Here is a 13050-nt window from a genome sequence, read left to right on the forward strand (position 1 = left end):
ATGGAGGCATGAACGGAAGAAACTGGCCATGGGACGCGTGACGCAGCGCCGCAAGGTGCATAAATACGTCTTGGACGGCAGCCCTCAAGCCCTGGAGTTCCCGGTCCGGCACCGCGAAGATGTGCTGGCTGTCGAAGAGCCGCTGGAGATGCGCCTGGACAGCCTCTCCTACTCCGTGACCATGCGCACCCCGGGAGACGATTTCGACCTCGTGGCCGGCTTCCTGGTGGCCGAGGGCATCATCTGGGAGCCGGAACAACTCGTCTCCCTCCGCTTCTGTGCCGGCGAAGACGAAAACGGGATGCAGACCTTCAACGTGGTGGAGGCCCAGCTCCGGCCGGACGTGCCGCGGCCGGCCACCGGACGGAACGTCTACACCTCCAGCGCCTGCGGCATTTGCGGCACGGACTCCGTGGACGCGGTCCGGAAATCCTCGCACTACAGTCCGGAAGCGGATCCGCTCAGCATCGGCGCGGACGTCCTGGCGTCCCTCCCCGCACTGCTCCGCAAGTCCCAGCGCCTCTTCGACAACACGGGCGGAGTGCACGCTGCCGGACTTTTCCGGATAACGGACGACGGCGGCGCGCAGCTTTTGTGCCTCCGCGAGGACGTGGGGCGCCACAACGCGGTGGACAAGGTGGTGGGCTGGGCCCTCCGGGAAGGGCTGCTCCCGCTGCGCGGGACCGTGCTGCAGGTGTCCGGGCGGGCATCCTTCGAACTGGTGCAGAAGGCGGCCCTCGCCGGGATCCCGGTCCTCTCCGCGGTCAGCGCCCCGTCCAGCCTTGCCGTGGAGCTGGCCGAAGCCAGTGGCATGACGCTGGCAGGCTTCAGCCGGGGCACCAGCCTCAATGTCTACTCCGGGGACGCCCGGGTGCGATTGGCACCTGCCGGTGCGCCGCCGTCGTAATCCCCATCGGCAACACTCTTGAATCCGGGGATCCGCGGATCCGCGCCGGGCAGGGGTGCTGGTGCTTGGTTATCCTCCGGCCAGCCGGTAGATTTTTCCATCGAATGGACATCGCGGTCCCACCCAAGTCTAAAGAGGCCCCTATTGCATGACGACCGACGGATCACGGAAGTCCGGCTGGAGCGGTTCGTCCGCGAACGGATCAACCCTGCGGTCTACACGCGGATGGTGCCGCTGGAACTGAGCAGCTGGGAGGCCCCCGGGGAACCTGTCCCCGCTCTGGAGGCCATGCGGCAGGAATTCCGCCCGCAGGAACACGGTGCTCCGTGGGGCAGGCCGTGGAGCACCACGTGGCTCCGGCTCCAAGGCGAGGTGCCAGAATCCTGGGGCAGCCGCGCGGACACCGCCGTTGAGGTCGTGGTGGACTTGGGCTTCACCCTGGAAGCGCCGGGATTCCAGTGCGAAGGCATCGCCTGGCGTGCGGACGGCACCATCATCAAGGCGATCTCGCCCCGGAACCAGTACATCCCCCTGAAGCTGCTTGGCAGCGGGATGGCCGTGGACTTCTACGTTGAGGCCGCGGCCAACCCGGACGTGGCCGGGGGCTGGACCTTCGCCGCAACCCCCTACGGGGACAAGGCAACCGCCGGAACCGCGCCGCAATACCGGTTCGGGAGGATCGGCATCGCCGAGCTGGACAAGACCGTGTGGGAACTCCAGCAGGATGTGTGGACCCTCGCGGGACTGATGAAGCAGCTGCCGCTGGAGCTGCCCCGGCGGCACCAGATCCTCCGCGCCCTGGAACGCATGATGGACGTCATGGACCCCGACGATGTCGCCGGCACTGCCGCCGCAGGGCGGGAGGAGCTCGCGGATGTCCTGGCCAGCCCGGCCTACGCGTCGGCGCATCAGCTGGTGGCCACCGGGCACGCCCACATCGACTCTGCCTGGCTTTGGCCGGTCCGCGAAACCGTCCGCAAATGCGCCCGGACGTTCTCCAACGTGGTGGCGCTGATGGACGAGGACCCGGACTTCGTGTTTTCCTGCTCGTCAGCCCAGCAGTTTGCATGGATCAAGGAGTACTACCCGGAGCTGTTCACGCGGATCCGTGAAAAGGTCCGCTCGGGCCAGTTCGTGCCCGTCGGCGGCATGTGGGTGGAATCGGACACCAACATGCCCGGTGGGGAGGCGATGGCGCGCCAATTCGTGGAGGGCAAGGGTTTCTTCCTGTCCGAATTCGGCATTGAGTGCCGGGAGGCCTGGCTGCCGGACTCCTTCGGCTACTCCGGGGCGCTGCCGCAGATCGTGAAATCCGCCGGCAGCCGCTGGTTCCTCACGCAAAAGATCTCGTGGAACCAAACCAACCGGATGCCGCACCACACGTTCAACTGGGAGGGCATCGACGGCACCCGGCTCTTCACGCACTTCCCGCCCGTGGACACGTACAACGCCGAACTCAGCGCCCGCGAGTTGGCGCACGCCGAACGTAACTACCGGGACCACGGCCATGGCAGCGTGTCGCTGGTGCCGTTCGGCTATGGCGACGGCGGCGGCGGACCCACGCGCGAAATGCTCGCCGCCGCACGGCGCAGTGCAGACCTTGAAGGCTCTCCAAAGGTACGGATCGGTTCGGCCGAGAGCTTCTTTCGCCAGGCGGAGGAGGACTACCAGGTGCTGCCCGTCTGGGTGGGCGAAATGTACCTTGAGCTCCACCGCGGCACCTACACCAGCCAGGCGCGCACCAAGCAGGGCAACCGGCGCGGCGAACACCTGCTGCGCGAGGCCGAACTGTGGTGTGCCACGGCGGCCGTCCGCGCTGGCTTTGCCTATCCTGCAGCCGAGCTGAAGCGGCTCTGGCAACTGGTCCTCCTCCACCAGTTCCACGACATCCTGCCGGGCAGCTCCATCGCCTGGGTGCACCGTGACGCCGAACGCAACTACCAGGCCATCGCCGCGGACCTCGAGGCCCTGATTGGCCAAGCCGTGGCTGCGATGCTGGGGCCCGGCAACACTACATTCCTGCTGAACGCGGCCCCGCATGCCCGCGACGGCGTTGCCGCGCTGGGCGCCGCGGTGCCTGCCACGGCGGCAGCAGCGGCCACGGTCAGCGCGGCCGCCGCCCCCCAGCTGGGCGGCTATGTCCTGGACAATGGCGTGATCCGGGCCGTGATCGATGCCGACGGCCTGCTGGTGTCCCTGACGGACTACGCCAGCGGCCGCGAAGCCATCGCGCCGCGGGAGCGCGGCAACCTGCTGGAACTGCACCGGGATACCCCCAACGAATGGGACGCCTGGGACATCGACGCGTTCTACCGCCGCAACGTCACGGCGCTGGTCGCCGCAGAGTCCGTCAGCGTGGCGGAGGACGGGTCATCCGTGCGGGTGGTCCGGACCGTGGGAGCATCGGCCATCACCCAGCTGATCACGCTGGCACCGGGCAGTCCCTCCCTGGCCATCACCACTTCGGTCGACTGGCACGAACGGGAAAAATTGCTCAAACTCGGCTTCCCGCTGGACGTCCGGGCGGACCGGTCGGCTGCGGAAACGCAGTTCGGCCACGTCCTGCGCCCCACGCACACCAATACCTCGTGGGAAGCAGCGAAGTTCGAAATCTGCGCCCACCGCTGGATCCACGTGGGCGAGCCGGGCTACGGCGTGGCCATTTCAAATGCTTCCACGTACGGCCACGACGTCACCAGGGCCATCAGGGAGCACGACGGCGGCACCACCACCAACGTGCGCCTCTCGCTGCTGCGTGCTCCCAAGTTCCCGGACCCGGGGGCCGACCGCGGACAGCATGAGCTCACCGTCACCATCCGGCCGGGGGCCGGCATCGCCGATGCGGTCCAGGAGGGCTACCGCACCAACCTGGCGCGACGGCTGGTGCGGGGTGCGGCGCCCGTGGAACCGCTTGTGGCCGTCTCCAGCCCGGCGCTGGTGGTTGAAGCGGTCAAGCTGGCCGAGGACGGGTCAGGGGACGTCATCGTCCGGCTCTACGAATCGTTGGGCGGACGCGCCCGGGGCACGGTCACGGCAAACTTCCCGGCCAAGGGAGTCCGGACGGTGGACCTGCTGGAGCGGGACATCGCGGTGCCCGGCATGGAGGTGCTGGAAGGTGCCGGCGCACTGGGGAGTATCGCCGGCGGAGCGGTGGCGGCGGACCTGACGGTGCGGCCGTTCCAGCTGGTGACGCTGCGCTTTGCGCGGTAACCGCAGCCAAGAAAGAGGATCCGCCTGAGAACAGAGGCTTGTTCGCAGGTACGTGCCGTCAAGGTCCGGATCTGCGAACAAGCCTCGGATTCGGGGGAGGCCGTGAATCCTGCCGTTAAAAAAGGCTGAGTGGGGGCGGTCCCCAACGGCCGCCACCACTCATCCCCCCAATTGTGCGAAAGCATGCGGGGCCACCCCGGCGTCCAAGAATTTCTCCCCGTTCGCAAGACGCCATTTGCCCCGCTTTCACACATTCATGATTGAATCACATTCTAATGATTTTGTGAAAGTACTTGGGGTTACTTTTCAGTAGATTTCCTGGCCACGGCTTGGCGCGTGTTCAGGACCTTCGCCACCCAGATCAAAGCGAGCCCCACCACGTAGCAAAGCACCGCGGTGTAGTTCACCAGGTATTTGAGCTGGCTGAGTTCCGGCGGCACCACCGGGAACAGCAGGGTCAGGGCGATGGCTACCCCTCCGGTGCCCAGCAGGAAGGCAGCGACCCGGACCAGGACGGGCAGGCGGCTGCGGACGGCGCGCACCATGGCAGGCAACAGCACCAGGGATACGTAGGCGGGGTACGCCCGGCCGGCAGCGCCGTAATACTCCACCAGCACGGCGTTGCGTTGATCCTTGTGGGCCTGCGCCACCATTCCGGCGGAGGATCCCGCCGTGTCCATCAGGAGGAACACCGCCACCAGCACCAGCGAAACCGCCAGGAGGACCAGCATGCCCACGCGCCCGGTAATCAACCGGTAGGCATCCTGGGCCCCGAAGCCCCGGGTCACCCGGATTCCCACGAAGTAGATGGCCGCGAAGATGATGAAGCGCAGCAGCAGGTTGCTGTAGTTCATGCCGCCGAGGGCCTGGTCGATGGCTACGTACGGGTCATGGATGCTCAGCAGGGTGGCCAGCGTCATCAGGAAGAAGATATAGAACAGCGAACGGTTCTGCCCGCGGAGCGCGCTGGGCACGCGTGCGGCGGCGACCATGCCGCACGTGGCCAGTGTTGCCCACTGAATGAATTCGATCATCCCAGGTTCTCCCATATCTGTTCCGTCTGCGCGGTGTCATGCTCCTGCCGGCGCAGGACCTTGCCGAGTGCCTGCAGCCGTTCCCCGGCGAGGGCGGTGAGGTCGCCGTCGGACATCGCGTCCACGGCCGCCTGTCGGGCATCCGGCGGCCAGCCCGCCTCGGCCTCCGTTACCAGGCCGGTCGCCACCAGCCCGCCGGCCGGTCCCACCCCCGCTGCCAGGGACGTGGCAACGGCCAGTTCCGGCGACAGCCGGTTCGCGGTGAGCTGGGCGGAAAAGTTCTGGGGCGCGACGCCCGTGGCGGCGGACACGCGGTGCCGTAATTCGCCGTCGTCAATGGCATCCACCCAGTTCCGCACCGAGGTGGCGTGCGGGGCGGGCGTGAGCGACGGTGGTCCCGCCGAGCCGTGCGGGCCGGCGGCCTGCGCGGTGTTCTCCGCCGTGGTCTCTGCGGTGCGGGCCAGCACGGCGCGAAGGAGGTCAGGAGTGGAGACCTGGCTGACCAGCTCACCGTGCGTCGGCGGCTGCGGCGGCCCGGCCAGGCTGCGGTAGGCGTCAAACCCGGCCAGCGCCGCCACGGGATTCAGGCCATAGGCGCGACTGATGGCCACGACGGTTGTCTCCGCCACCTTGCCGCGCACCAGCTGCTGGGCGAGGGTGGTCCGTTTGATCCCGGAAACCCGGCAGATGTCCGCCGTGCTCGTATCGGGGGCAATGCCCTGCAGCCAGCGCTGGAAGGCCTTGGCGGGTACGGGCATGGAGGGCTTCCTGGACGACTGGTGGGTGCAATGATTTTACCGCGTCACGGCTTCGACGATTTTACCCCCACGGGTGTTTCGACTATTCTTAATTGCTGAGCCCGTTGGTCCGTACACCCCCCAAGTCCGGACCAGCGGGCTCTTTCACGTCTGCGGCCCGGACGTCCGCTCCCCGCTGCGAGCACCCCTTGCCCGGCACTGTCCCGCGGACCCGGCCGGACGACATCAATGAAGGAACAGACCCATGACAGCGACGCTCGTAGCCAAGGACATCTCCGGCGGGCATGACCACCGGCAGCTGTTTTCGAACCTTTCCCTGACGGTTGCGCCCGGGGACGTCGTGGGTGTGGTGGGCGCCAACGGCGCCGGGAAATCAACCCTGCTGCGCATCCTCGCGGGTGTGGACCAGCCCCAGGCTGGAACCGTCAGCCTGGCGCCCTCGGATGCCTTCGTGGGCTGGCTTCCGCAGGAACACGAACGGACCGCGGGCGAGACAGTGACCGGCTACATCGCCCGGCGCACCGGCTGCGCGCAGGCCACGGTGGAGATGGAAACCACCGCCGAGGCGCTGGGCAGCGGGGCACCGGGCGCAGACGATGATTACTCCCGCGCGTTTGACCGCTGGATGGCCTCCGGCGCCGCCGACCTGGAGGAGCGGATACCCGCCGTCCTGGCGGACCTTGGCCTTGACACCGGCGCCGATGCAGAGATGACGGGGCTTTCGGGCGGGCAGGCCGCGCGTGTGGCGCTCGCGGCACTCCTGCTCAGCCGGTTCGACGTGGTGCTGCTCGACGAGCCCACCAACGATCTTGACCTGGCGGGGCTGGCCAAACTGGAGGACTTCGTCAAGGGACTCCGCGGAGGCGTGGTGTTGGTTAGCCACGACCGTGAATTCCTGGCCCGCTGCGTCACCACCGTGGTGGAGTTGGACCTCGCCCAGAATGCCGTGGGAGTTTACGACGGCGGCTACGACGCCTTCCTCGAAGAGCGCGCCGTGGCGCGTCGGCACGCACGCGAAAAATATGAGGAGTTCGCCGCCACCAAGGCGGACCTGGTCTCGCGTGCCAGGACCCAGCGCGAATGGAGCTCCCAGGGCGTCCGGAACGCGATGAAGAAAAACCCGGACAACGATAAAATCCGCCGGGCCGCCAGCACCGAGTCCTCGGAGAAGCAGGCCCAGAAGGTCCGGCAGATGGAGTCCCGCATCGCCCGCCTCGACGCGGTGGAAGAGCCCCGCAAGGAATGGCAGCTTCAGTTCTCCATCGGCCAGGCGCCCCGGTCCAGCTCCGTGGTGGCAACACTCCGCGATGCCGTGGTGCGGCAGGGCGGCTTCACCCTGGGCCCGGTCAACCTGCAGTTGAATGCTGGCGACCGGATCGGCATCACCGGTCCCAATGGGGCCGGCAAGTCCACCCTGCTCCGGCTGCTCCTGGGCGCGACTGCACCCGATTCGGGCAGCGCAGCCATGGGAGCGTCGGTGGCCATCGGCGAAATCGACCAGGCACGAAACCTGTTGGCCGGCGACGAAAGGCTTGCGGACGCCGTCGGAAATGTCCTGGTGGACCTGACACCCGCGGAAGTCCGCACACTGCTGGCCAAATTCGGACTCAAGGCGGACCACACGGAACGGGCGGTGGACTCGCTCTCGCCCGGCGAGCGGACCCGGGCCGCACTGGCCTTGCTGCAGGCCCGCGGGGTCAACGTGCTGGTCCTGGACGAACCCACCAACCACCTTGACCTGCCCGCCATCGAACAGCTCGAGGAGGCGCTGGAAAGCTATGATGGCGCGCTCCTGCTGGTGACGCACGACCGCCGCCTGCTGGAGAACGTCCGCCTGGATGTACGTTGGGCAGTGGACAACGGACAAGTAACGGAGCAGCAGCAATGAGCATGGACCGCGTCGCCTGGCATTCGCTTTACAACATCAGCACCGCGAAGAGCCGCTCCCGGCCGTTCTCGAAGGCAACACTCAAGCGCGTCCTCGGTTTCGCCCGGCCGCACCGCGGCAAGCTGCTCGCCTTCGTCGCCCTCTCCGTGGTCATGGCGTTTCTCGCCGTGGCCACCCCGGTGCTCGCCGGACAGGTGGTGGACGCAATCGTGGCCAAGGCCCCGGCCGGCGAGGTGGTCCGCCTGGCCGTGCTGATCGCCGTCGTGGCCGTCGCCGAGGCCGGGCTGGGCCTGGTGAGCCGCTGGCTGTCCTCCACCATCGGCGAGGGCGTCATCGTGGACCTGCGGACCCGGGTGTTCGACCACGTCCAGAAGATGCCCATCGCGTTCTTCACGCGAACCCGCACCGGGGCGCTGGTCAGCCGCCTGAACAACGACGTCATCGGCGCCCAGTCGGCGTTTGCCGGCACGCTCTCCGGCGTGGTGAGCAATGTGGTGGCACTGGTCCTCACCCTGGTGGTCATGCTGGGAACGTCCTGGCAGGTGACCGTGCTGGCCATGGTCCTGCTGCCCGTGTTCCTTGTTCCGGCGCGCCGGATGGGGTCCCGGCTGGCGGACCTGCGCCGCGAGGCCGCCGAGCACAACGCCACCATGGGCACCCAGATGACCGAACGGTTCTCCGCCCCCGGCGCCACCCTGGTCAAGCTGTTTGGCCGGCCAGCGGACGAATCCCGCGAGTTCGCGGTGCGGGCCGGCCGGGTCCGCGACATCGGCGTCCGCACCGCGATGCTGCAGTTCACGTTCGTCACCGCCCTGACCCTGGTGTCTGCGCTGGCCCTGGCCCTGGTGTATGGGCTGGGCGGCTGGTATGCGATCACTGGCCAGCTGGCGGCTGGCGACGTGGTGGTCCTCGCGCTCCTGCTGACCCGCCTGTATGCCCCGCTCACCGCGCTGTCCAACGCCCGGGTGGAAATCATGAGCGCCCTGGTCAGCTTTGAACGGGTCTTCGAAATCCTGGACCTCAGGCCGCTGATCCAGCAGAAGCCGGACGCCGTGGCGGTCCCCGCCGGACCCGTCTCCGTGGAGTTCGACGACGTCCGGTTCGCCTACCCCTCCGCGGACAAGGTCTCGCTGGCCTCCCTCGAGGAAGTATCCACCCTGGATACCCGCGGCGGCGAGGAAGTGCTGCACGGCATCAGCTTCCGGGTGGAACCAGGCCAGACCGTCGCCCTCGTGGGTTCCTCCGGGGCGGGCAAGTCCACCATCGCGCAGCTGCTCGCCCGCCTCTACGACGTGGATTCGGGGGCCGTGCGCCTGGGCGGGTCCGTGCCGGGAACGGGCCTGGACCTCCGGGACACTACCTTCGATTCCCTGCGCGACACCCTGGGTATGGTGACCCAGGACGGGCACCTGTTCCACGAAACCATCGCCTCCAACCTGCGCCTCGCCCGGCCGGACGCCACCGAGGCCGACATGTGGGAGGCCATCCGGCAGGCCCGCCTGGAATCCATGATCCGGTCCCTGCCGGACGGGCTGGAAACCGTGGTGGGGGAGCGCGGCTACCGGCTCTCCGGCGGCGAGCGGCAGCGGCTCACGATTGCCCGGCTGCTGGTGGCCCAGCCGCGGGTGGTCATCCTGGACGAGGCAACGGCAGCCCTGGACTCCACGAACGAGGCCGCCGTGCAGGCCGCCCTCGGTGCTGCGCTGGAAGGACGGACGGCGCTGGTGATTGCCCACCGGCTGTCCACGGTGCGGGCAGCCGACGCCATCCTGGTGGTGGAAGACGGCAGGATCGTAGAGCAGGGCACGCACACCGAACTCCTCGCCGCGGACGGACGCTACGCGGAGCTGTACCGGACGCAGTTCGCCGAAGCCGCCGCAGTGGCGGAGGAAGCGGTGCCGGAGCTGTAGGGGACGGGCGGCCTACGGTTTACTGAGCCCGGGCAGGATATGGTCCGTGAGCAGCGGCGCCAGATCCTGTGTGGGCGGGGCTGCCGGGTCCAGCCAGCGGATCTCCTCGATCTCGGCCGACGGGTGGGCCGTCCAGGTTCCCGGGGCCCTGAAGACCGTAGCCTCGATGTCCGTTGCGGCCTCGTTGGCGGCGTCCGCGATCCACACGCCCATCAGGTCCAAAGCTGCAGGGTCCACGATGATCCCCACCTCCTCTGCCAGCTCCCGCGCCGCGGCTTGGGCTGCCGACTCCCCGGCTTCAGGCTTGCCGCCGGGGTGCATGAACATCCCGGTCCCGCGTTTGCGGACGGTCAGCAGCCGGCCGGCATCGTCGAAGACGCAGACGGCGGAGACAACGATCCGATCCTTCACGCGTCTTTCGTTCGGGTGAGGCGGGATGTGAGCAGCAGGTCCTTCCGCGGACCCGTCACATCCCAGTGGTAGCCGAAGCTGTAGCCGCCCCCGAAGATATACGTCACACGGTATGTATCGGGATCGCACCAGTGACGGTCCAGATTGGCCTCCGCGGAGAAGCTCATCCGGTGGAAGGGGCGGCCGTCCGGAAAGAACACGTCCAGTGCGTCCGGGCGCCCGGCCGGGCGCAGAAGATACTCGCGGAAGGCGGGCCCTACGAAAGAAGGCCAGCGCACGGTGCCTTCCTCGCGCAGGGAGAGGCCGCCGTCGGCCGTGGAAACAAAACGGACGACGCCGGAGAAGGTTCCGCGGGTGCCCAGCGACCGGTCCAGCAGGTCCCGGTCCACGCTCCATGTACCGGGTCCGGGATCGCCGGGGCCCAGCAGGTAGGCGCGGAGGTCAAACTCCGGGGAGGGAAGGTTCAAGTGCCCTCGATTGGAATCGAACCAACGACACCGGCTTTAGGAGAGCCGTGCTCTATCCACTGAGCTACGAGGGCGGGCGTCCGAAGGATCGGCGGGGCCGGTCCGGGCGGACACGGATACAAGCATACAAGGTACGGGCACGTACTACGCTCAAGGCATGAGTCCAGCCCCGCAGGCCGCCTCCGCGGTGGTACTGATTCCCGATACTGCATCAACCCGCCAATACATCGGCGGCTGGGCCGTGCTGAGCGTGCTCCAGTACTTCGCGGCCGAAGCGGCGGCGATCGGCGCCTGGGCAGGGCCCGGACCCTACGACCTGAGGACGGGCTACATCAGCGACCTGGGTGCGCTGCACTGCGGGATCTTCGACGGGCGCGAGGTCTGCTCGCCGCTCAACTGGCTGATGAACGCCTCGTTCGTGGTCCAGGGCCTGGGCATGGTGGTGGGCGCCCTCCTGCTCAGCTCGGCCCTGCTGTGCGTGGCTGCGCGGTCAGACCTTCGCGTCCGTCCCGGCACCCGGAAGCCGTGGCTGGCGGCGCTGTGGGTCCGGCTGCTGACCGGACTGGCAGGGGCGGGAACGGTGATCGTCGGCCTGGTCCCGGAGGATGCGGGATCCGGCTGGCACCTGGCGGGCGCGGTCATGTACTTCCTTGCGGGTGCTGCGGCCCTGGTGGTCCTGGGGCTTCTGTGGCTGCGCAAGACGCCCATGGCCTGGTTCATCCTGGCCTGCGGTGCCGTGTCCCTGGCCGCGCTGGCCACCGGCGGGCTCACCGGAATGGCGGTCCCTGAGCCGGGCACGCTGGAACGGCTGATGGGCTACCCCGTGACCGTGGGCATGGCCACGGCGGGCCTGGTCATCGCCCGCCGGGTGTACCGCCACCGGAAGGAACTCCGGGCCGCATCGATTGCTGCCTAAAGGTCGTTCAGGCTGCTCAAAAGACCATTACGGAGCACTCGATGGTGGGTCCGGTCAGCGGATTGCCTTCTTCGTACTCCTGCTCAGCACTGCTGCCACGCCCCCGGCCAGGAGGCTCAGCACCAGCAGCACCCAGCCGGCAACCGTCAGGCCTGAGGCCAAAGCCACCTGGCCGGCGTCCGGCGCCGCCGAGGCCATCATCGCGTCGATGGCGGCATTGCCCCAGAGCCGGGCCACCACGAACAGCAGCGGAACCGCCCACAGCGCCCAGCGCAGGGCCTTGCGGGTCACGCTGGTGCCGATCAGGAGCAGCCACGTGAAGCCGAAGATCAGCGGGAAAAGCGTGCCTGCGGTCTTGTGGACGTAGTTGAGCTGGCCACGGGCGTCGCCGTCCATGGCACTCTGCAGCTGCGAGATGTAGGCCGGGTCGAAGCCACCCACCTGCGAATCGGGCATGGCCAGTCCGCCGGACAGATCCGTGAGCTGGTTCAAGGTGAGCAGGTGCAGGTACCAGAACAGGAACAGGCTGGCCACCACCCCGGCGATCAGGATCAGGTTGCTGTTGTTCTGCGCCTTCTCCGGCGTGCGGGCCGTGGTGGGATTGATCACCGGGGGCAGGTGGTGCTGTGGAACAGCTGCCTTGGAGCCGTGCTTCTTGATGCGCTGGGCAGGGGTTTTTGCCATGGCACCATTATCGCGCCCCATAAACTGAAGCCATGACCATTGGCAGGCACAGCGCTGTTCAACTTGACCCTTCCCTGGACGACTACCAGCTGGCCGCGGCTCTGGTCCGCGAGGCCGGACAGCTGGCGCTCCTGATGCGGATGGCGGGCCTGCAGTCGCAGCAGAAGACCTCCGTGTCGGATGTTGTGACCGCGGCGGACCACGCCGCCGAGGCCTATGTGCTGGAGCAGCTGCAGCGTTGCCGGCCGGATGATGGCATCGTCGGCGAAGAGGGCGCCTCGGTGGCCGGGACCAGCGGCCGCACCTGGGTGATCGATCCGGTGGACGGCACGTACAACTTCCTGCACGGAGCCACCTACTGGTGTTCCGCAATTGCCCTCAAGGACACCTCCGACGTGCTGCTCGGTGCCATCTACCAGCCGGAGGAAGACAAGCTGTGGCTGGGCGGCCAGGGGCACCCTTCTTCCCTCAACGGGGAGAAGATCACCGCCTTCCGCGACAACGGGGGAGAACGCAACGCCGCACCCCTCGCGGACCTTGGCGCGGCCACCTACATTCACCCCACCTGGCTGATGGACCCGCTGTGCGCCATGCCATGGCATTCAGCGGCAACATCTGCTGCGGCGCTCCGGATGCTGGGTTCCGGCTCCTGTGACCTGGGCCGCGTTGCGGACGGGCAGCTGGGGTGCTGGTTCCAGCACAGCTGCCCGGAATGGGACTGGCTGCCGGGCAAGGCCATCGTGCGGGCGGCCGGAGGCGCGGTGGACACCGTCACGGTGAACGGCCTGGAGTGGTTCATGGCAGGTGGAACGACGGCGGTGCGCGGCCTGCGTGCCGCCCTGGAGTCCGCTTCGGTGCAGTAATC

11 protein-coding genes and 1 tRNA gene are annotated in these 13050 nt (G+C 67.9%); 6 read left to right on the forward strand and 6 right to left on the reverse strand.

Going from position 1 to position 13050, the window contains the following annotated elements; all coding sequences use genetic code 11:
• The first annotated feature begins 28 nt into the window (after window positions 1–28).
• Entirely contained in the window at window positions 29–907 is an 879-nt protein-coding gene (fdhD, locus tag ACFWIX_RS04845; protein ID WP_377214983.1) for a formate dehydrogenase accessory sulfurtransferase FdhD, read from the forward strand.
• A gap of 144 nt (window positions 908–1051) precedes the next feature.
• Entirely contained in the window at window positions 1052–4117 is a 3066-nt protein-coding gene (locus ACFWIX_RS04850) for an alpha-mannosidase (protein WP_377214984.1), read from the forward strand.
• A gap of 299 nt (window positions 4118–4416) precedes the next feature.
• On the opposite strand, the gene ACFWIX_RS04855 is transcribed toward ACFWIX_RS04850, so the two are convergent.
• Together ACFWIX_RS04855 and ACFWIX_RS04860 are read right to left on the reverse strand one after the other, a co-directional pair.
• Window positions 4417–5151, reverse strand: a complete 735-nt coding sequence (locus tag ACFWIX_RS04855; protein ID WP_377214985.1) for a hypothetical protein — start codon at window positions 5149–5151, stop codon at window positions 4417–4419.
• Window positions 5148–5909, reverse strand: a complete 762-nt coding sequence (locus ACFWIX_RS04860) for a hypothetical protein (RefSeq protein WP_377214986.1) — start codon at window positions 5907–5909, stop codon at window positions 5148–5150. Before ACFWIX_RS04860 ends, ACFWIX_RS04855 begins: the two co-directional genes overlap by 4 nt.
• 244 nt (window positions 5910–6153) lie before the next feature.
• Here ACFWIX_RS04860 and abc-f point away from each other — a divergent pair, with 244 nt between their 5' ends.
• A complete protein-coding gene (abc-f, locus tag ACFWIX_RS04865) occupies window positions 6154–7797 on the forward strand; it encodes a ribosomal protection-like ABC-F family protein (protein WP_377214987.1) in 1644 nt (547 codons plus the stop codon).
• Window positions 7794–9707, forward strand: coding sequence for an ABC transporter ATP-binding protein (locus ACFWIX_RS04870; RefSeq protein ID WP_377214988.1), 1914 nt, complete (start codon window positions 7794–7796; stop codon window positions 9705–9707). Before abc-f ends, ACFWIX_RS04870 begins: the two co-directional genes overlap by 4 nt.
• 12 nt (window positions 9708–9719) lie before the next feature.
• On the opposite strand, the gene ACFWIX_RS04875 is transcribed toward ACFWIX_RS04870, so the two are convergent.
• The 3 genes from ACFWIX_RS04875 to ACFWIX_RS04885 form a co-directional block, all read right to left on the reverse strand.
• Window positions 9720–10118 (reverse strand): NUDIX domain-containing protein, encoded by a 399-nt coding sequence (locus tag ACFWIX_RS04875; RefSeq protein ID WP_377214989.1) that lies wholly within the window; start codon window positions 10116–10118, stop codon window positions 9720–9722.
• Window positions 10115–10585, reverse strand: coding sequence for a DUF6314 family protein (locus tag ACFWIX_RS04880; RefSeq protein WP_377214990.1), 471 nt, complete (start codon window positions 10583–10585; stop codon window positions 10115–10117). The genes ACFWIX_RS04875 and ACFWIX_RS04880 overlap by 4 nt, the downstream gene beginning before the upstream one ends.
• A gap of 1 nt (window position 10586) precedes the next feature.
• Window positions 10587–10659 (reverse strand) — tRNA-Arg (locus tag ACFWIX_RS04885).
• Between the two features lie 83 nt (window positions 10660–10742).
• Here ACFWIX_RS04885 and ACFWIX_RS04890 point away from each other — a divergent pair.
• The gene (locus ACFWIX_RS04890; RefSeq protein ID WP_377214991.1) at window positions 10743–11501 is read left to right on the forward strand and encodes a DUF998 domain-containing protein; all 759 of its coding nucleotides are present in this window, start codon (window positions 10743–10745) and stop codon (window positions 11499–11501) included.
• Window positions 11502–11555: 54 nt separating this feature from the next.
• On the opposite strand, the gene ACFWIX_RS04895 is transcribed toward ACFWIX_RS04890, so the two are convergent.
• Window positions 11556–12185, reverse strand: coding sequence for a hypothetical protein (locus tag ACFWIX_RS04895; protein ID WP_377214992.1), 630 nt, complete (start codon window positions 12183–12185; stop codon window positions 11556–11558).
• A 32-nt stretch (window positions 12186–12217) separates the two neighbouring features.
• On the opposite strand from ACFWIX_RS04895, the gene ACFWIX_RS04900 reads away from it, so the two are divergent.
• Window positions 12218–13048, forward strand: coding sequence for an inositol monophosphatase family protein (locus ACFWIX_RS04900; RefSeq protein WP_377214993.1), 831 nt, complete (start codon window positions 12218–12220; stop codon window positions 13046–13048).
• Window positions 13049–13050: the final 2 nt, after the last annotated feature.

Origin of the sequence: Pseudarthrobacter sp. NPDC058362 (assembly GCF_042723515.1) — a bacterium.
GTDB lineage: Bacteria > Actinomycetota > Actinomycetes > Actinomycetales > Micrococcaceae > Arthrobacter.